The sequence below is a fragment of the Bradyrhizobium cenepequi genome, from assembly GCF_020329485.1.
Taxonomy (GTDB): domain Bacteria; phylum Pseudomonadota; class Alphaproteobacteria; order Rhizobiales; family Xanthobacteraceae; genus Bradyrhizobium; species Bradyrhizobium cenepequi.
In genome coordinates this window covers 1-18,064 of the sequence record NZ_JAGKJI010000019.1, presented here as the reverse complement: position 1 = coordinate 18,064, position 18,064 = coordinate 1, and the positions used below count along the sequence as shown (strand labels likewise).

Genomic DNA, 18,064 nt, shown 5'->3' with positions numbered 1-18,064 from the left:
CGGCGGGCATCGGTTCGCCCGCCGTGTTGTTGTTTGACCCGCTTACTTGAACATCTTGTTGAGCTCGCCGCCGGGATAGCCGTGGGCGAGTCCGGTGAATGTTCCCTGTTCCGCCATCTCGCACGCGGCTTTCATGAAGCCGGCCCAGGCGGCGCGTGCCAGCGACCCACCGACGCTGATGCGGCGCACGCCGAGATCGGCGGCTTCCTGCAGCGACGGGCCGGACGCGCCGATCAGGAGATTGACGGGCTTGGGATGCACCGCCTTCACGACTGCGGCGATCTCTTCCCTCGTCTTGATGCCGGGCGCGTAGAGGCAGTTGGCGCCAGCGGCAGAATAGGCTTGCAACCGCTCGATGACGAGATTCAGATCGTTCCGTCCCCACAGGAAAGCTTCGCAGCGACCAGTGAGCAGCACGCCGCCATCGTCGGCATCGATCGCCTTGTGCGCGGCCTTGACGCGCTCGACCGCCAGGTTGAAATCGTAGAGCGGCTTGGCCGCATCGCCGGTCGAGTCCTCGATCGAGAGCCCCGCAACGCCCGTCCTGACGCCACGTGCGACGTTGGTCGCGACCTTGTCCGGCTCGACGGCAAAGCCACCTTCGAAATCGGCGTTGACCGGCAGATCGACGGCGGCGCAGAGCGCGGTTAGATGGGTGACGACATCATCGACCGTGACCCGGTTGTCGGCCTTGCCGATGCTCCAGGCAAAGCCCGCGCTGGTGGAGGCGAGCGCCTTGAAGCCGAGCTGCTGCAGCGCGCGGGCGCTGCCTACGTCAAAGGGATTGGGCAGGATAAAGCAGCCGCTCTCATGCATCTTCTTGAACGCGGCGCACTTGTCGGCAGTCGTGACCGGCATGTTTCCTCTCCCTTCGATGATTTGTGTTGCGAGCTAATGCGGCTCGTGAACGGCGCGGCTGTCCTTCGGCGCCTGCGTGCGATCGTTCATACCGTAGTCGCGGACCACGCTGGCGATCCGTATCCGGTAGTCGTCAAAGATGATTGCGCGACCTTTCGCCTGCGACCTGCGGTGTTCCACCACATTGCGCCAGGCCTCTACGGCAGCTTCATTGCGGAAGAACGATATCGACAAGAACTTCCCTTTCTCGGTCAGGCTCTCGAAGCGCTCCACGGAAATGAAGCCGTCAATACTCTCCAGGATCGGCCGCAGCTCCGCGGCGAGATCGAAATATTGTTGCCGAAGTTCCGGCTTCGGCCAGACCTCGAAGATCACGGCGATCATTGGCATCTCCCTCGTTGCGCAAAGCGATAGCCTACAACGTAACCGGGCGCAAAAAAGTCCGCTCTTCGGCCAGGATGAATTTCTGTTCCTCGGCGAAATTGAAGTTGGCCATGCCTTCGGCATCCGCGCGCAGCCGCGCGCGATAGGCCTCATAGGCGGCAAGGCTTTCGAACGAGATCAGCGCAAAGGCGATGTTGTTGGTGCCCTCATGCGGCACGAAGTAGCCGATCAGGTCGCCACCGCATCTGGGAATGATGGTGAGCCAGCGCCTGGAATATTCCTCGAACTTCGCACGCTTGAACGGATCGAGCTGGTAACGAATGAAGACGGTGATGGTCATGGGGTGCTCCAGGTCCTTCACCGTCATTGCGAGCGAAGCGAAGCAATCCATCTCTCCACGAGATCGAGCAGTGGATTGCTTCGTCGCTTCGCTCCTCACAATGACGGCTGCATTGACCGTTGGGAGATTACCGCCTTGCCCGGCACCTATGCTTCGGTTATGATCGAACTATGAAATCAGGTCCCGACATCGCCATGGTCGCCTCGCTGGTCGGCGATCCCGCGCGCGCCAACATGCTCACCGCGCTTCTGAGCGGCCGTGCGCTTACCGCAAGCGAGCTGGCGCAGGAAGCCGGCATTACGCCGCAGACCGCGAGCTCACATCTCGCCAAGCTCGAAACCGGTGGGCTGATCGAGCCGGAAAAGCAGGGCCGGCACCGCTACTACCGCCTCACCGGCTCCGACGTCGCAGGCGTTCTGGAGGGGCTCGCGGGGCTCGCCGCGCGCGCCGGCCACATGCGCGTGCGCACCGGCCCGAAGGACCCCGCGCTTCGGCGTGCACGGGTCTGCTACGACCACCTCGCCGGCGATCTCGGCGTTCAGATGCTCGACAGCATGAAGAGGCAGCGGCTGATCCGGCAGAGCAAGGAGGCGATGGAGCTGACCGGCGAAGGCAAGCGATTCATAGCGAAGGCATTGCAGATCGATGCCGACGCGCTCATTCATCCGCGCCGCCCCGTGTGCAAGGCTTGCCTCGATTGGAGCGAGCGGCGGCATCATCTGGCGGGCACGCTGGGCGCTGCGCTCATGGAGCGCTTCACCGAACTGAAATGGGCGGCGCGCGATCCGACGCCGGGCAGCCGCGTGGTCAATTTTTCCCGAAACGGCGAAAAGCGGTTTGCAGCATTGTTCGGGACCGGCGAATAACGGCGCGTTCAAGTCCGCCATCATGCGCTGACTGGCGCCGTCATTCGCGCCGGCAAGTGGCGGACGCGAACCTTGGCGCTTGGGATTTCGCACCTCGTGACTGATCCGTTCACATCGCGTTCAGCCCTGCAAATTATGCTCCAGGACAAGTGATGCGGCGTCTGCGACACTCTGGCGCGGCGAATCACTGTCGCATTCGAACTATTCCGGTGTTGCAGTGCGGCGAGAACTCAAAGGGAGAACGAGAATGAAGTATCTTCTGGCGGCAGCCGTCGTGGCTGGTGGGATGGTTGCGAGCTTCAGCTCCGCAAACGCGGCGGGCGGTTGCGGCCCAGGCTTCCATCGCGGCCCGTATGGCGGTTGCCGCCCGAATGGCCGTGTCGTCGTAGTGCGGCCTGCGCCGAGGGTCGTGGTCGCGCCTCGCGTTTGCCCCCGCGGCTTCGCCTGGCGAGCCGGCCGCTGCCGGCCTTTCTAAACTTTCGCTAGAGCGCAATCGAACAAAGCTCGGCCAACCAGATTGGCCGAGCAGAGCGGGCTAAACCACACTGGTCAAACCATCATGGGCAGGGACCGCGGCGCGCGGTCACTGCCCATTTTTTTGACCGATCGGTGGCAGCGATTGGGAAAGCAAGGGCCATCTGATTGATAGGCTTGGAGCTCGGATTTCCCGATTACGCAAGCTTCATGGCGACCTGCTAGACCGGCCTCACCAGCGACGCCAGCGCCGACGGTGCCAGGGACGGCGCCAACCCCGGCGAGGGCGCCAGTGGCGACGATGCCAGTGACGGCGACGCCACTGCACCTGTTCGGGCTTGAGGTGATCAACTTCATCGCCGGTGGTGACCGCGGGATCGGCGTCGGGGCCGGAAGGCCGCCGCGCGTCCTCGCTCAAGGGCATCATCGGCGCGGCCTGCGCGGTTGCAGCAAAGGTCGCCGCGCCAGCGGCAACGCCCAAAGCCATCTTCAAAAAGTCGCGGCGTTCCATGACATCGTCCTTTTTCTTGTTAGGGCACGTGATGCAGGAACAATGTTGCCGCCGTGAGATGAATGTCTGCTGAACTGTGCTTGAACTGGGCGCGACAAAACGCGCCGCGGCAGTTCTCGACCGCCCTGCTCTTTTTTGCCGAGACGATGCGACCAAAATGGAGGCTCTGCGTTATCGGGGTTACGTCCAACTCCGCAGAGAGAACGCCATGGCCGCAAAGGCACGACCGACCCCGGACGGGTTTCATACCGTGACGCCTTATCTTGTCGTCGACGGCGCCGCGAAGATCATCAGCTTCCTTGAGGAGGCGCTGGGCGCCCGGAAGCATCACGCGCCGACCTTGCGGCCGGACGGCAAGATCATGCACGCGGCACTCAAGATCGGCGATTCCATGGTGATGATCGCCGATGCCCACGAGCACGCCAAGGCCATGCCCGCCATGCTCTATCTCTACGTGCCCGACGTCGACACCGCCTATCGATGCGCCATAGAGGCCGGCGCGACCTCAATCATGGAGCCGGCGGACCAGTTCTACGGCGACCGCACCGGCGGCGTGAAGGATGTCGCCGGCAATAGCTGGTTCTTCGGCACCCACATCGAGGACGTCGCGCCTGACGAGCTGAAGAGGCGCGCGGAGGAGATGTTCAAGAACCAGGGCAAGGCGGCGTAAGCGCGACGTGCGGACGTCACGCTGCAACCTCCTCCGCCAGCACCAGCACCTCGCGCGTGCGCGTGACATCCGGCCAATCGCGGTTGAAGTCGGCAATCAGCCGCTTCATCTCCTCGCCATTGACCGCGCGCTCGAGCGAGGCCTGGTCGGCGAACTGATAGGTTGCCAGATGCTGCGACGGATCGGTCGCGCTCCAATGCCGCCACGCCTTCTGCGCGCGGAACGATTTCAGTGCGTCCGGCAAATGCTCGCGCGAATACCAGGCGTCGAAGGCAGCGCGTTTCGCGGGATCGGTGACGGTGGCACGGACGATGAAGTGGGCAGTGGGCATGTTGCTTCCTCCGTACATTCTTGTAGAGCGGATTGGCATCTCACAACGGCAAATTGTCGTGCTTCTTTGCGGGGATCTCGACCTTCTTGTCCTTGAGCATCGCAAGCGCCCGCGCGATCCGCCGCCTGGTTGAATGCGGCATGATGACGTCGTCGATATAGCCGCGCTCGGCCGCGATGAAGGGCGAGAGAAAGCGGTCTTCGTATTCCTTGGTGCGGGCGGCGATCTTGTCGGGGTCGCCGATGTCGGAGCGGAAGATGATCTCGACCGCGCCCTTGGCGCCCATCACCGCGATCTGTGCGGTCGGCCAGGCATAGTTCATGTCGGCGCCGATCTCCTTTGAGGCCATGACGTCGAAGGCGCCGCCATAGGCCTTGCGGGTGATGATGGTGACGAGCGGCACGGTGCATTGCGAATAGGCGAACAACAGCTTCGCGCCGTGCTTGATCAGGCCGCCATATTCCTGCGCGGTGCCGGGCAGGAAGCCGGGTACATCGACGAAAGTGACGATCGGGATGTTGAAGGCGTCACAAAAACGAACAAAGCGCGCGGCCTTGCGTGAGGCGTCGCTGTCGAGCACGCCGGCGAGCACCATCGGCTGGTTGGCGACAAAGCCCACCGTGCGGCCGGCGATGCGGCCGAAGCCGGTGACGATGTTCTTGGCGAAGGTCTCGGAGATCTCGAAGAAGTCGCCCTCGTCCACGACCTTCAGGATCAATTCCTTCATGTCGTAGGGCTTGTTTGGATTGTCGGGGATCAGCGTGTCCAGGGACATGTCGACCCGGCCGATATCGTCGAAGCTCGGCCATTCCGGCACGCCGTCGGTGTTGTTGGCAGGGAGGAAGTCGATCAGGCGGCGCATCTGCAACAGCGCGTCGACGTCGTTCTCGAAGGCGCCGTCCGCGATCGAGGAGCGCGTCGCGTGCACCGAGGCGCCGCCGAGCTCCTCGGCGGTGACCACCTCGTTGGTCACGGTCTTCACCACATCTGGGCCGGTCACGAACATGTAGCTCGTGTTCTTCACCATGAAGATAAAGTCGGTCATGGCAGGCGAATAGACGTCGCCGCCTGCACAGGGGCCCATGATGACCGAGATCTGGGGGATCACGCCTGACGCAACGACATTGCGGCGGAACACGTAGGAATAGCCGGCCAGCGCCGCGACGCCCTCCTGGATGCGCGCGCCGCCGGCGTCATAGAGGCCGATGATCGGCGCCCTCGCCTTCATCGCCATGTCCTGCAGTTTGGTGATCTTCAGCGCATGCGTCTCCGACAGCGAGCCGCCGAATACCGTGAAGTCCTTGGCGAAGACGAAGGTCTTGCGGCCGTTGACGGTGCCCCATCCGGTGACGACGCCGTCGCCGGGAACCTTGGTCTTCTCCATGCCGAATTCAGTCGAGCGGTGCTCGACGAACATGTCGAATTCCTCGAACGAGCCCTTGTCCAGGAGCAACTCGATGCGCTCGCGCGCCGTCAGCTTGCCGCGGGCATGCTGCGCCTCGATGCGCTTGACGCCGCCGCCCAACTTGGCGCCGGCGCGCCGCTCTTCGAGGGTGTCGAGGATATCTTTCATTTGCTTCCGCCCGCATTAGCTAGTGATTGGCTGCTGGAACCCGCGCGGGGTTCTAACACGGCATTTTCTGAACCGGAAACCACCTTCTTGCCCCGAATCCCGGGCACGGGCGGTACTCTGATCAGCGCAGATTTGGGGGAGAAGACCATGGATAAGACGACAGCCGAGGCCGGCTCGGTCACGGGCGGCGTGCGCCTATTGCTCAGGCTGGAGGGCCTGACGCTGTTCGTGGGCATGACGCTGCTATACGCGGTCTGGGGCGGCTCGTGGTGGGTCTACGCGGTCCTGTTCCTGGCGCCCGATTTGAGCTTTGCCGGCTATGTCGTGGGTCCCAACGAAGGCGCGATCATCTACAATGCGGCCCACAGCTACATGGCCCCAGTGAGCCTGATGACCGCCGGCTTTGCGACCGCCGAGCCGCTGGTGCTCTCCATCGCGATGATCTGGCTCGCCCATATCGGCATCGACCGCGCACTCGGCTATGGACTGAAATATCAGGCAGGATTCGGCTTCACCCACATGGGACGGATCGGAAAGGCGAAGCCGCCTCAGACTTGATCATCGGGTGGCCGGGACAATCCCGGCCATCGCTTCGTCCGCTGATGCCGGCAACGGCTGGATGCGGCCGGGCGCCGGGCAAAAAGGGGGTTGCTCCGTCACTCCCCTGCCTTGAACGGCTCCTCCTTGCCAGGCGGCACGGTCTCTTCCGCCATGGCAAGCATCATCGCGACCATGACATAGTTGCCGGCGACCGCAGTCAAATCCACGATCTGCTGATCGTTGAACACCTTCTTCGCCCGCCCATAGGTTTCGTTGGATACCTTCTTCGTGGTGGTGAGCTCAGTGACGAAATCATAGACCGCTGCCTCGTCCTCGGCCATGTTCGAGGGTCGCTTGTTGGCTTTCAGCTCGGCAATGATATCGCCCGACAGGCCGGCCTTGGCCGCGAGCGGTGCATGCGCGAACCATTCGACCTGCGAGCGCCATTGCCGACCAATGATCAGGATTGCAAACTCATTGAGTTTGGTCGGGACAGAAGTCTGCCAGCGCAAATAATAGAACAGATCGAACAGCCGCTGGCCGAGCACGGGGCTGCGGATCATCGGGTTGTAGGGCCCGCCGATGCCGACGCTCGAGACCTTCATGATCTGCTCGCCGAGCGGTCGCTGCTTTTCGTCGAGCTGGTCCATCGTGAGCTGCGGGAAGCGCGGCTCCTTGCTGGTCGCCGGCGCGGCAAACATAGTGGCCGCGAACCAGCCGCTAGCGGCAGCCAGCGTGAGCGACGAGAGCCAGACTGAAGCAGAATGCATGGTTTCCTCCGTATGATTTTTCGTTGTACGGAGATGTTAGTCTGGCACTGATCCGCGCACCAGTTGGCGCGGGCGAGCATCAGCCCATCAATATGCCACGATGTCGGCTAGGCATTGCTGCGTCACGGTCATGCGGGCGGCGATATGGCTGTCGTTCTTGCAGTCCATGTTCATTGCGAACACGGTGACGGAGGACCCCTTCTCGACCCAGCCGACCAGCCAGCCGAGCGAGGGTTTTCCGATCTCCGCGCCGAGGAGGCCGCTCTTTGCGCGGATGGTGGCGTCTCCCACCTTCGTCACCGGCAGGATATCGCGCGTCAGCTCCTGGGCGCGCTTGGAGACCGGCAACGTGCCGCGCCGCAGCCGGTCCACGAAATCGATCTGCTGGACCGGATCGATGCGCAGGTTTCCGGTCAGCCAGAACTGGTCGATGCCGCCGCCGATGTCGCCGTTGCCGTATTCGAGCAGGTCGACGTATTTCTTCATCTGCCCTTCGCCGATGCGCCGCGCGATCTCCTGATAGACCGGCACGGCGGAAACGGCGATCGCCGATCGCAGCGTATGGTCCTTGTTCCAGGCCTCGATGCTGCGCGTCACGCCGTCCCACTTGAACACGTCCTTGTCGGGATCCTCGACCACGCCGGTGTCCAGCGCGATGATCGAATTCGGGATCTTGAAGGTCGAGGCCGGCAGTTTGCCCTCACTCGACCTCCGCTTGTCGCTGGCGATGATCAGGTAGTCATCGACCTTGTAGGCGACGAAGGTGCCCTCGGTGCCGAGCGCGAAGAACCGCCGCGCCAGATCGTCGCGAAACTCGTTACGCTGGTAGGACACGTTGGCGAAGCTGCGCGTTGGCAAAACGGACGCGGCGGTGAGGAGACCGAGCGCTTGGCGGCGATTGATCACGGCAGAACCTGGATGGGTTGAGGAGCAGACAATGATGGATGCCATCGTGATGAAACGATGGCAAGAACCTTACCGAGCGCGGCCCGACAGCCGAAGCACGAACACCAGCACTTCCGCCACCGCCTTGTAGAGCTCGACGGGAATCTCGTCGCCGAGCTCGACATTGGAAAGCGCGCCCGCCAGGACCTCGTTCTCCTCGATCGGGATCTCGTGGGCTTTTGCCAACTCGATGATCCTGGCGCCGATCGCGCCCCTGCCCTTGGCGACGACCGTCGGCGCGCCGCCGTGGTCGTAATGCAGGGCGACCGCGAGCTGGCTCTTGGTATCGACGCTCATAGCGCGCGGTCCAGAAAATGGCCGGCGCGAGCCGGCGTTGCCTGCGGCGGCGCGCCGTCCTGGATCACGATGTCGCCGGGCAGGAGTTCGGCCCGGCTCAGCGCCTGACTCAACTGCGGGGCGCCGGCGCGAAGCTGCGCGGCGGTCGCCGGCCGCTCCGCCCACATCCGCACCGACGTTCTGTCGCCGATGAGTGAGATCAGCGCATGGACCGGGCCCGCGGGTTCGACATCGATCGAGAAACGCGCCCGCCACACGCGCTTGGCGGCCTCGGCCTCCACGCCGCCACCGTCGCGGGAAATCTCGAATTGCGCCATCGCCGCGCCCTGTGGGGTCGCGAACGGGATTTCGAAATGCCAGCGCGGCGATGAGGTGTCGATCTGCGGGTTAGCGGGATCGATGCGGTCCGGCAGGGACGCCACCTGCAACAGCGTCTGCCGCGCCAGCGCCGCGTCGGTGTCGCCAAGCAGATGATGTGCGGCGGCGGCGAGCGGCATGTCCGGTGCGATCGATGGCGATGCGACAGGCTGGGCAGTGGGAAGCGAACCACGGAACGGCGGTGGCGGCGTGTTGGTGTGGACGGTGACGTCGGCGGCGATGTCGCTGGGACGCGCGGCGCTGCCGAATTCCTGCAGCAGATTGAGCGCCGCACCGGCGGAGGCATTTGACGTACCCCGACTGATGCCGCTCGACATCACGAGATCGTCGGCAACCGGAACGCGCGCCTGCGGCAGCAGGATTTCCTCGACGTCGAGATCGGAGGGCGCGAGGCTTGGCTCCAGCACGGGATGTGCCGCGACTTGTCCTGCAGCGGTGGAGGCTGGCGGCGCCGCAGGCGCCGTGCCGAGCGCCGACTGCAGGGTCTGCCGCAGCACGATCAGCGCGGCCTTTAGATCGCGAGCGCCTGCAGTCGAGGATCCGGTGCCGGCGGCGAGCGACGCCTCGAACAACAGGCCGGAACGCTCGAACGCCTTCTTGATATCACCGCCGTCAAGGTTCTGGTCGAGGCGGGTCTGCTGGGCCAGCACCTGCGCAATCGCCTGCTGCAGCCTTGGCGGAAGGTTGCCCGCGGCGGCCAGTGCGCCGAGATTGGCAAACAGCGGCGCCAGGCTCTGCTGCACCGTCGCTGCATTCTGTGCGGCATTGGCGACGGCTGCGCGCTCCACCGGCGTGAGCACGTTTCTGGGCTGGGACGTCGTCGAGGGATTGGCAGCGGCATCGAGCAGCGCGTCGGCCGACAGCGTCACCGCGTCGGCAGTGGCATCGCCCTGCCCGACCATTGCCAGACGAATCCCGTCCTTTGTCTGGGACACCGCGAGCTGCAGCGCCTGGCCTTCCTCGAGGGGAACTTCCGAAAGCACATCGATCGACAGGCTCGAGATCGCGATCCGCACCAGGTCGGCGGAGAGCACCTTCAGCACCTGCGCATTGATCACGCTGCCCGGCTGCAGCACGAGATCGGGGGCAACGCTGCCCACCTCCTTGGTGGAAAGCACTGGCAGCACGGGATTGATGGTCAGCGCCATGTCGGAGGTTCTCGGCTCGAAGATTGGAAGCTACCTCCGCGCCGTAAACCTCCCGTTAACTTACGGGTGGCGGTTGCGGCAAACGACTCAATTCAGCGTCTTCAGGATACTGGCGGCGGCATTGAAATCGACCAGCCGTGCGGCGCGGCGTGCTGCAACCTCCTCGTCCACGCCCCACTGCTCGATGTTCCAGTCCTCGTCGACATGCGCGGCGGTCCAGATCTGGGCCGCGTCCCGAAAACGGTGGGTCAAGGCCAGCGCAAGCAATGCCGAGCCGGTGAGCGTCGTCACCACATGCAGCGCCGCCACCGGCCATGGATCACTCGGGAACGCCTCACGCGCGGCTCTGATCGCGCTTTCCGGCTGGGCGACGTGCACGATGCCCTCCGCGAGGATGAAATGTGCGCCGAGCGTATCCGCGGCCCAGAACAGGATCGGATCCCAATGCTCGGCCTCGCGGGTGACCAGCGCCGCCGGATGACCGGCGCGATAGAACAACAGATCCGAGCCGAGATACTTTGCGACGTCGTCAGCGACCACGTCCAGGCGATCGACCACGCCTTCGATCACGCTGTTGGCGAAGCGCGTCAGCGGCATGGTCAAGGGATCGATCGTCTCTCCTTGCGCGCTCCACTCGGCAACGACGGCGTCGGCGATCGCGCGCGCGGGCACCGTCACCTTCTTTCCCGATGGCGTACGGATCGGCCGGCCATCGAGTGTCACGGCAAAGCCACCGTCCTCTGCGGCGATATCGGCGCTCTTGTAGAACCGCTTGCGCTGCGCCGCGCGCACGTTGCGACGCGCCGCCTCCTGCGGATCCAGCGGGGACTGTCCCGTCACTTCATCGAACAATTCGCGCATATGTTCGCAAGCTTCCGTTAGGCTTCGTTGCCCACAGGATAAGTCAGGCATCGTCGCAAATAAAGCCGGTGTTCAGGCGTCAGTCACGTGCGGCGCAACTGCGTGAGTAGGCGGCGCGATCGGCGGGATCGAGGCCGGCAGCGGCGCCCTCATCGAGGCAGCCACGGATACGGTCACTGAACGATCGCCGGCTCGATGCGCGAGGACTTGGCAGTGACGGCAACTGAGCTTCCGGTTCTCCGCGCATCATTGGCGTCGTCGGCGCCACGATCTTCGGTGGTGGCGGCGGCGCAGGAGGGGGCGGCAAAAGGTTCGGGTTAGTGCCAGGCGCAATAAACTGTGCCGACGCGGCGGGCGCTGCGATCAGCAAGGCGAGAGTGACTAGAAGCGCTGAATATCTCATAGAGGATATGTCGGAACGCCCCGGCGAATCCGCAAATAAACTATTCTTCAGGGGCGTTCTCGATCGGGTCGAACCTGCTGGTGTCGAGCCCCAGCAGGTTCCAGGATTGTTGCATGTGCGGCGGCAGTGGCGCGCTGACGTCGATCACCCCGCCGCGCGGATGCGGAATCACAATGCGCCGTGCGAGCAGATGCAGCCTGTTTTGCAACCCGCCCGGAAGTTCCCAATTCTCGCGGTTGAAATATTTCGGATCGCCCACGATGGCATGACCGATATGCGCCATGTGCGCGCGCAACTGGTGGGTGCGCCCCGTGACCGGCTTCAGCGATACCCACGCCAGCTTCTGCGCCGCGGTTTCAACCACCGCGTAATAGGTCACGGCGTGGCTTGCGCCCTCGTCGCCATGGGCGGCGATCCGCATGATCGTGTCGTCCTCGCCCTCCTCTTTCGCAAGATAGGTCGAGATACGACCCTGCTTTGGCTTCGGCACGCCCGCCACCAGCGCCCAATAGATCTTGCGCGCCGAGCGCGAACGGAACGCGCCGGTGAGATGGGTTGCGGCAAAGCGCGTCTTCGCGACCAGGAGGCAGCCCGAGGTTTCCTTGTCGATCCGATGCACCAGGCGCGGCTTCTGCCCCTTGGCGTCGCGCATCACCTCCAGCATCTGATCGATATGACGCGTGGTGCCGGAGCCGCCCTGCACGGCAAGCCCGGCGGGCTTGTTCAGCACCAGCACGTCGGCGTCCTCGAACAACGTCATCTCCTTCAGCGCGGCAAGCGTATTGCTTTGCGCTTCCGATAGCGCGCCGGGGGCTTTCGGCGTGTCCAGCCGCAACGGCGGAATCCGCACGCTCTGCCCTTCCTGCAGCCGATCCTTGCTGTCCGCCCGCTTGCCGTTGACCCGCAGTTCGCCTTTGCGGACGATGCGCTGGATGTGGGAGAACGACAGCCCCGGAAACCGCGCCTCGAGGAAGCGGTCGACGCGCATGTTGTCCTCGTCCGCCGTCACGGTGACCGTCTGGACCTTGGTCGGCAGCGGCGATTCCGCGGCAGCTTTGGCGGGCGCCGGCGGCGCGGGCTTCTCCCTCCGCGGCTCGGCAAAGCGCGGCGGCTTGCCGTGCGGACGATGCGCAGACGGTCGCTCGCTCTGCACGCGATCCTTGTCCTGCCGGCTGCGACCATGACGTGCGGTCTTCGGGCGCTCGGCGTGGGCAGCGGATTTCGATACTGTCCTTTTGATGCGGCGGCTCATGCGATCTTTCCGAGCTTTCGAGACGTCGGCCGCCTGGCGCGGCGCGGCAGTGCTTCGATCTGGGCACCAATCTCGTTCTCGGCGACACGCAACTCGTAGGTTTGCTGCAGATTCATCCAGAACTCCGGGCTGGTCCCAAACCAGTGGCCGAGACGCAGCGCTGTATCGGCCGTGACTCCACGCTGGCCATGAATAATGCCCGTAATCCGGTTCACCGGCACATCGATCTGGCGCGCCAACTCCGCAGCACTGATGCCGAGCCCGTGCAGTTCCTCCGCAAGGTGTTCACCGGGATGGATAGGAGTACGAGGCACGATGGTTTTTCCCTCAGTGATAATCGACGATCTCTACATCGACGGGACCGGGTGCCCCGTCAGGCCAAGCGACACAAACTCGCCATTGATCGTTTATTCGGATCGAAAACTGTCCGTCGCGGTCACCCTTGAGCGCTTCCAGGCGATTGCCCGGCAGTGCCGCCAAATCAGCAAGGCTGGTCGCGGCATCGAGCCGGTCAAGGCGCATCTCGGCCTGTCTCGCAAAGCCTGAGAACTCCTTGACGCGCTGACCGGAAGCAAACCGTTCCGTTCGCTTATCCCGGTAGCTTACGATCATAGTCTATAGGATAGATGGGTTTACGCTTTACGTAAACAGTAAATATTCGCCCTTCTGACCGAAATTGATGCCATCTTCAGGCGCTCGTTCCCATTTGGCGGAGGCCAGAGGCCACGCCAGCGCGTTGACAGCGTACCGGCGCGCCCGCCAAGATGAACTGAGGATTCAGAGCCGGGGCGGTCTACGTCCCGTCCCGCTCTTTCCTGAGCCTCGCCCAATACTCCAGCCGCTTGCGGATTTCGCGCTCGAAGCCGCGGTCGGGCGGATCGTAAAAAGTCTGCCGGCCCAAGGTTTCCGGGAAGTAGTCCTGCCCCGAGAAGGCGTCGGGCGCATCATGGTCGTATTGGTAGCCGGCGCCGTAGCCCTCCGACTTCATCAATTTGGTCGGCGAATTCAGGATGTGCTTGGGCGGCAGCAGCGAGCCTCCCTCCTTTGCCACCTGCTTGGCGGCGCCGAACGCGGTGTAGACGGCGTTCGATTTCGGTGCGGTGGCGACATAGACCACGGCTTGCGCAATCGCGAGCTCGCCTTCGGGAGAGCCGAGAAAATCATAGGCGTCCTTGGCGGCATTGGCGATCACCAGCGCCTGCGGATCGGCAAGGCCGATGTCCTCCACCGCCATGCGCACCACGCGCCGCGCCAGGAACAGTGGATCCTCGCCGGCATCGAGCATGCGCGCGAAATAATACAGCGCCGCGTCCGGATCGGAGCCGCGCACAGATTTATGCAGCGCCGAGATAAGGTTGTAATGGCCGTCGGCTGATTTGTCGTAGATCGGCGCACGGCGCTGCAGGATGTCTTGCAACTGGGTGGGGGTGAAAACCTCATCCTTGCGCGCAGAGCGCCAGACCTCTTCGGCGAGCGTCAGCGCGGCGCGGCCGTCGCCATCGGCCATCCGCACCAGCACGGCCCGCGCTTCCGCATCGAGCGGCAATTTCCTGCCCTCGACTTCTTCGGCATGCGCGTAGAGCTTTTCGATCGCTTCGGCGTCGAGCGAATGGAACACCAGCACGCGCGCCCGCGACAGCAGCGCGGCGTTGAGCTCGAAGGACGGATTCTCGGTCGTCGCGCCGACCAGCACCACCGTGCCGTCTTCCATCACGGGCAGGAAGGAATCCTGCTGCGCACGGTTGAAGCGATGGACCTCGTCGACGAACAATAGCGTGCCCTTGCCGGTCTCGCGCCGCGCACGGGCTGCGTCGAATGCCTTCTTCAAATCGGCAACGCCAGAAAACACCGCGGAAATCTGCTCGAAATGCAGCTCGGTTGCGTCGGCCAGTAACCGTGCCACCGTGGTCTTGCCGGTGCCGGGCGGCCCCCAGAAGATCAGCGAACCCAGCGTGCGCGTCTCCAGCATGCGCGTCAGCGCGCCGTCGGGCCCGAGGATGTGGTCCTGACCCACGACGTCGGAAAGTTTGCGCGGACGCAGCCGGTCGGGCAGCGGATGCGGCGCATCCTGCTCCATCCCTGCCGCGGCAAAGAGATTGGTGGTGGGTTCCTGCTGGCGCTTCGCGCTCATCCGCCGAGTGTCACGTTGATCTGCTGGCCGCCGCGCACCAGCGTGATGCGCCAGATGCGCGACGCCGCTTTCGAGGCCTTCTCGAGGTCGCTGGTGCGCGCGATCTTCTGATTGTTGACCGCGAGGATGATGTCGCCCTTCTGGAAGCCGACATTGGCGGCCGTGCCGTCATTGGCGAGATCGGTGACCACGACGCCTTCGACGCTGGCATCGAGATGCAACTCATCCGCGAGCGCCGGCGAGATGTTCGCGACCTTAGCGCCCTGGAACGGAGAGCGTGCTGTCAGCACGATCTCGTCACGTCCCGTATCGGGCGCGGTCTCCAGCGGCACTGTGAGCTTGATGGTCTTGCCGCCGCGTTGCACGTCGATCTGGGCGGTGCCGCCGAGCGGCCGGGTTGCAAAACGGTAGTCGAAGGCGTTGGGATCATCGATGGTCTGGCCATCGATCGCAACGATCAGGTCCGACAATTTCAGCCCCGCATGCGCCGCCGGGCTGTTCGGCGCGACGTTCGCAACCAGTGCACCGTTCGGCAGCTTCAGCCCTAGCGTCTCGGCGATGTCAGGCGTCACCGCCTGCAGCCGCGCGCCAAGCCATGGCCGCTTCACCGCCTTGCCGCCGCTCTTGGCGGACGCCACCACCACGCGCACCATGTTGGCGGGGATCGCGAAACCGATGCCCTGCGAGCCGCCGGAGCGCGAGAAGATCGCGGTGTTGATGCCGGCGAGCCGCCCGGTCATGTCGACCAGCGCGCCGCCGGAATTGCCGGGATTGATCGCCGCATCGGTCTGGATGAAGAACTGGTAGTCGGTGATGCCGACTTGCGTGCGTGCGAGCGCCGAGATGATGCCATGCGTCACGGTCTGGCCGACACCGAAGGGATTACCGATCGCGATCACGACATCGCCGACCAGGAGTTCGTCGGAATTGGCGAAGTCAAGCGTCGGGAATTTCTCTTTCGCGTCCTTCACGCGCAGCACCGCGAGGTCGGTGCGGCTGTCCTTGAGCACGATCTCGGCCTCGAACTCACGCTTGTCGGCGAGCGATATCTTCACCTGGTCCGCGCCCTCGATGACATGGTTGTTTGTGACGACGAGGCCGGAGGGATCGACCATCACGCCGGAGCCGAGCGAGCGCTGCATCTGCTCGGGCTGGCCGGGCACGCCGAAGAAGCGGCGGAAGATCGGGTCATCCAGGAACGGGTTGCGGGTCTGGACGGTCTTGGCAGCGTAGACGTTGACGACCGCGGGCTGCACGCGCTGCACGATCGGCGCGTAAGACAGTTTCAGCTCGGCCTGCGAGGACGGCACGCGGCGATCCTGCGCCAGCGCCGGTGTCGCGACAACGGCTGAAATGAACAACAGGGCGGCCAGGCGGATCAACTGCATGTAGAAATCCCGAGAATTCGTCATGTGATATAGGCGTGAGCCGATCGTGAAAGAAGCGACTCTGTTGTGATTCAGGCGGCGGTCTGCGCCGCTTCGATGGCATCCGGCGCTGGCGCGCAGGACAGTCGCGACCGGTGAGTCTCGCCCCATTGCTTCAGGATCTCGATCACCGGCCGCAGGCTCTCGCCGACCTCAGACACGGTGTACTCGACCCGCGGCGGCACCTCGGCATAGACCTTGCGGATGATGAGCTTGTCCTCCTCGAGCGCGCGGAGCTGCTTGGTCAGCATGCGCTGGGTGATGCCGGGCATCCGTCGCCGCAACTCGCCGAAGCGCTGGGTGCCGGACAACAGATGGAACAGGATGACACCCTTCCATTTGCCATCGATCAGGTCGAGCGTCGCCTCGACCGCGCAGCCCGGCCGATGGGCAAAATTCCGCCGTTTCATAAGGGCTTTTCCCAATAGTATCCAAACAGGGACTAGTTCCCTGAATTTACCGTACTTGCAAACCGGGCGCTAGCGCGACAGTTAGATCGCAATGCCAGACAAGGGAGAAGGCAAATGAAGGCCGTCGGATACAAGAAATCCCTGCCGATCGAGGACGTGGACTCGCTGTTCGATTTCGAGGCCGCCAAACCGGAGCCCAAGGGGCGCGACATCAGGGTCGCCGTCAAGGCAATCTCGGCCAACCCCGTCGATTACAAGGTGCGCAAGCGCGCCGCCCCGCCCGAGGGCGAGGTGAAGATCCTGGGCTTCGATGCGGCCGGCGTGGTCGACGCTGTCGGGCCTGACGTCAGCCTGTTTAAGTCCGGCGACGAAGTCTTTTATGCGGGCTCGATCCTGCGCCAAGGCACCAATTCGGAATTTCACCTGGTCGATGAGCGGATCGTCGGCGCGAAGCCTAAGACGCTGTCGTTCGCGCAGGCCGCCGCCCTGCCCCTGACGTCGATCACGGCCTGGGAATTGCTGTTCGACCGGCTTGGCGCCGTGCCCGGCAAGAGCCTTGATCCACGCGCGCTTCTGATCGTCGGCGGCGCCGGCGGCGTCGGCTCGATCCTGATCCAACTCGCGCGGCGGCTGACCGGCCTGACGGTGGTCGCGACCGCGACACGGCCCGAGTCGCAGAAATGGTGCCTCGATCTCGGCGCCCATGCCGTGGTCGATCACGGCAAGCCGATGAAGGAGCAGATTGAGAAATTGAAGCTGCCGCCGGTCGGCCTCGTCGCCAGCCTCACCTATACCGATCAGCACTACAAGGCGATCGCTGACTTCATGGCGCCGCAGGGCAAGTTCGGCCTGATCGACGATCCGCCGGAATTCAACGTCAGCGCGTTCAAGGGCAAGGCGGTGTCGGTGCACTGGGAATCGATGTTCACGCGCTCCTCGTTCCAGACGCCGGACATGATCGCGCAGCATCATCTGCTGAACGACATCGCCGACCTCATCGACAAGGGCGTGCTACGCACCACGCTTGCCGAGACGTTCGGCACCATCAACGCGGCCAACCTGAAGCGCGCCCATGCGCTGCTCGAAAGCGGCAAGTCGCGCGGCAAGATCGTGCTGGAGGGGTGGTAAAGCTCGGATCCGTAGGGTTGGCAGCGCAGCGTGCCCACCACCACAAGCACAGCATTAGACGGTGGGCATGCTTCGCTTTGCCCACCCTCATATGGGGATTTGTGAGTCAAGGCCTTTCGATTGGCTTGAGTGAGGTTGGCACGGTGCGAGGGCGGCGCGCGGAGCCATGCGTAGCGCAGCGCGCCGACCGTGTTCCGGGCGAGGATTGGCTTCCGAAGATTTCTGCAGCTCACTGCATCACCTCATATCCGGTCGGACTGGTGTGGTCCGGACCCACATTCCGCATGCTTGCGGCGAGGAAGCCCTGAGGATGAGACCCATCTACAAAACGGCTGTTTGTTCGGCCCATGGGTGGCACGGTCATCAT

Annotated in this window: 22 protein-coding genes; 5 read left to right on the top strand and 17 right to left on the bottom strand. The window is 63.9% G+C overall.

The features are described 5' to 3' along the window. Positions 1–42: 42 nt before the first annotated feature. Genes J6497_RS20370 through J6497_RS20360 form a run of 3 tightly spaced genes read right to left on the bottom strand, consistent with a single transcriptional unit; the run spans position 43 to position 1,582 of the window. Positions 43–858 carry an isocitrate lyase/PEP mutase family protein gene (locus tag J6497_RS20370; RefSeq protein ID WP_225706065.1) on the bottom strand — a complete coding sequence of 272 codons (816 nt, stop codon included), beginning with the start codon at positions 856–858 and terminating at the stop codon, positions 43–45. Between the two features lie 33 nt (positions 859–891). Then, the gene (locus tag J6497_RS20365; protein ID WP_225706064.1) at positions 892–1,242 is read right to left on the bottom strand and encodes an antibiotic biosynthesis monooxygenase family protein; all 351 of its coding nucleotides are present in this window, start codon (positions 1,240–1,242) and stop codon (positions 892–894) included. Positions 1,243–1,273: 31 nt separating this feature from the next. Beyond that, positions 1,274–1,582, bottom strand: a complete 309-nt coding sequence (locus J6497_RS20360) for an NIPSNAP family protein (RefSeq protein ID WP_225706063.1) — start codon at positions 1,580–1,582, stop codon at positions 1,274–1,276. 170 nt (positions 1,583–1,752) lie between these two features. Between J6497_RS20360 and J6497_RS20355 the strand changes: the two genes are divergently transcribed. Then, a complete protein-coding gene (locus J6497_RS20355) occupies positions 1,753–2,448 on the top strand; it encodes an ArsR/SmtB family transcription factor (protein ID WP_225706062.1) in 696 nt (231 codons plus the stop codon). A 247-nt stretch (positions 2,449–2,695) separates the two neighbouring features. Continuing rightward, entirely contained in the window at positions 2,696–2,923 is a 228-nt protein-coding gene (locus tag J6497_RS20350; protein ID WP_225706061.1) for a GCG_CRPN prefix-to-repeats domain-containing protein, read from the top strand. A 231-nt stretch (positions 2,924–3,154) separates the two neighbouring features. Here J6497_RS20350 and J6497_RS20345 read toward each other — a convergent pair whose 3' ends face one another. Next, positions 3,155–3,409: a twin-arginine translocation (Tat) gene (locus tag J6497_RS20345; protein ID WP_376708247.1), complete on the bottom strand. Its 255-nt coding sequence runs from the start codon at positions 3,407–3,409 to the stop codon at positions 3,155–3,157. Between the two features lie 232 nt (positions 3,410–3,641). On the opposite strand from J6497_RS20345, the gene J6497_RS20340 reads away from it, so the two are divergent. Then, positions 3,642–4,103: a VOC family protein gene (locus J6497_RS20340; RefSeq protein ID WP_225706059.1), complete on the top strand. Its 462-nt coding sequence runs from the start codon at positions 3,642–3,644 to the stop codon at positions 4,101–4,103. A gap of 16 nt (positions 4,104–4,119) precedes the next feature. On the opposite strand, the gene J6497_RS20335 is transcribed toward J6497_RS20340, so the two are convergent. Both J6497_RS20335 and J6497_RS20330 read right to left on the bottom strand, forming a co-directional pair. After that, complete coding sequence (locus J6497_RS20335; protein ID WP_225706058.1) at positions 4,120–4,434, bottom strand: hypothetical protein; 315 nt, start codon at positions 4,432–4,434, stop codon at positions 4,120–4,122. 40 nt (positions 4,435–4,474) lie between these two features. Continuing rightward, positions 4,475–6,007 (bottom strand): acyl-CoA carboxylase subunit beta, encoded by a 1,533-nt coding sequence (locus J6497_RS20330; RefSeq protein ID WP_225706057.1) that lies wholly within the window; start codon positions 6,005–6,007, stop codon positions 4,475–4,477. Positions 6,008–6,154: 147 nt separating this feature from the next. On the opposite strand from J6497_RS20330, the gene J6497_RS20325 reads away from it, so the two are divergent. Continuing rightward, a complete protein-coding gene (locus J6497_RS20325) occupies positions 6,155–6,565 on the top strand; it encodes a DUF4260 domain-containing protein (RefSeq protein WP_225706056.1) in 411 nt (136 codons plus the stop codon). 98 nt (positions 6,566–6,663) lie between these two features. Here J6497_RS20325 and J6497_RS20320 read toward each other — a convergent pair whose 3' ends face one another. From J6497_RS20320 to J6497_RS20270, 11 genes are all read right to left on the bottom strand, one after another. Next, complete coding sequence (locus J6497_RS20320; protein WP_225706055.1) at positions 6,664–7,317, bottom strand: carboxymuconolactone decarboxylase family protein; 654 nt, start codon at positions 7,315–7,317, stop codon at positions 6,664–6,666. A gap of 87 nt (positions 7,318–7,404) precedes the next feature. Continuing rightward, positions 7,405–8,268: a class D beta-lactamase gene (gene blaOXA / locus J6497_RS20315; protein WP_376708243.1), complete on the bottom strand. Its 864-nt coding sequence runs from the start codon at positions 8,266–8,268 to the stop codon at positions 7,405–7,407. A gap of 24 nt (positions 8,269–8,292) precedes the next feature. Beyond that, positions 8,293–8,559, bottom strand: coding sequence for an EscU/YscU/HrcU family type III secretion system export apparatus switch protein (locus J6497_RS20310; protein ID WP_225706053.1), 267 nt, complete (start codon positions 8,557–8,559; stop codon positions 8,293–8,295). Further along, positions 8,556–10,085: a flagellar hook-length control protein FliK gene (fliK, locus tag J6497_RS20305; protein ID WP_225706052.1), complete on the bottom strand. Its 1,530-nt coding sequence runs from the start codon at positions 10,083–10,085 to the stop codon at positions 8,556–8,558. The genes J6497_RS20310 and fliK overlap by 4 nt, the downstream gene beginning before the upstream one ends. Positions 10,086–10,172: 87 nt before the next feature. Next, the gene (locus J6497_RS20300) at positions 10,173–10,946 is read right to left on the bottom strand and encodes an ATP12 family chaperone protein (RefSeq protein WP_225706051.1); all 774 of its coding nucleotides are present in this window, start codon (positions 10,944–10,946) and stop codon (positions 10,173–10,175) included. A gap of 443 nt (positions 10,947–11,389) precedes the next feature. After that, positions 11,390–12,601 (bottom strand): RluA family pseudouridine synthase, encoded by a 1,212-nt coding sequence (locus J6497_RS20295; protein ID WP_225706050.1) that lies wholly within the window; start codon positions 12,599–12,601, stop codon positions 11,390–11,392. Beyond that, positions 12,598–12,915, bottom strand: a complete 318-nt coding sequence (locus J6497_RS20290; protein WP_225706049.1) for a HigA family addiction module antitoxin — start codon at positions 12,913–12,915, stop codon at positions 12,598–12,600. The genes J6497_RS20295 and J6497_RS20290 overlap by 4 nt, the downstream gene beginning before the upstream one ends. 13 nt (positions 12,916–12,928) lie before the next feature. Next, entirely contained in the window at positions 12,929–13,213 is a 285-nt protein-coding gene (locus J6497_RS20285; protein ID WP_225706048.1) for a type II toxin-antitoxin system RelE/ParE family toxin, read from the bottom strand. A 181-nt stretch (positions 13,214–13,394) separates the two neighbouring features. After that, positions 13,395–14,732 carry a replication-associated recombination protein A gene (locus tag J6497_RS20280; RefSeq protein WP_225706047.1) on the bottom strand — a complete coding sequence of 446 codons (1,338 nt, stop codon included), beginning with the start codon at positions 14,730–14,732 and terminating at the stop codon, positions 13,395–13,397. After that, positions 14,729–16,120: a DegQ family serine endoprotease gene (locus J6497_RS20275; RefSeq protein WP_225706046.1), complete on the bottom strand. Its 1,392-nt coding sequence runs from the start codon at positions 16,118–16,120 to the stop codon at positions 14,729–14,731. The genes J6497_RS20280 and J6497_RS20275 overlap by 4 nt, the downstream gene beginning before the upstream one ends. A gap of 71 nt (positions 16,121–16,191) precedes the next feature. Continuing rightward, the gene (locus tag J6497_RS20270; protein WP_225706045.1) at positions 16,192–16,569 is read right to left on the bottom strand and encodes a winged helix-turn-helix transcriptional regulator; all 378 of its coding nucleotides are present in this window, start codon (positions 16,567–16,569) and stop codon (positions 16,192–16,194) included. Between the two features lie 114 nt (positions 16,570–16,683). On the opposite strand from J6497_RS20270, the gene J6497_RS20265 reads away from it, so the two are divergent. Further along, complete coding sequence (locus J6497_RS20265) at positions 16,684–17,697, top strand: zinc-binding alcohol dehydrogenase family protein (protein WP_225706044.1); 1,014 nt, start codon at positions 16,684–16,686, stop codon at positions 17,695–17,697. Positions 17,698–18,064 lie beyond the last annotated feature (367 nt).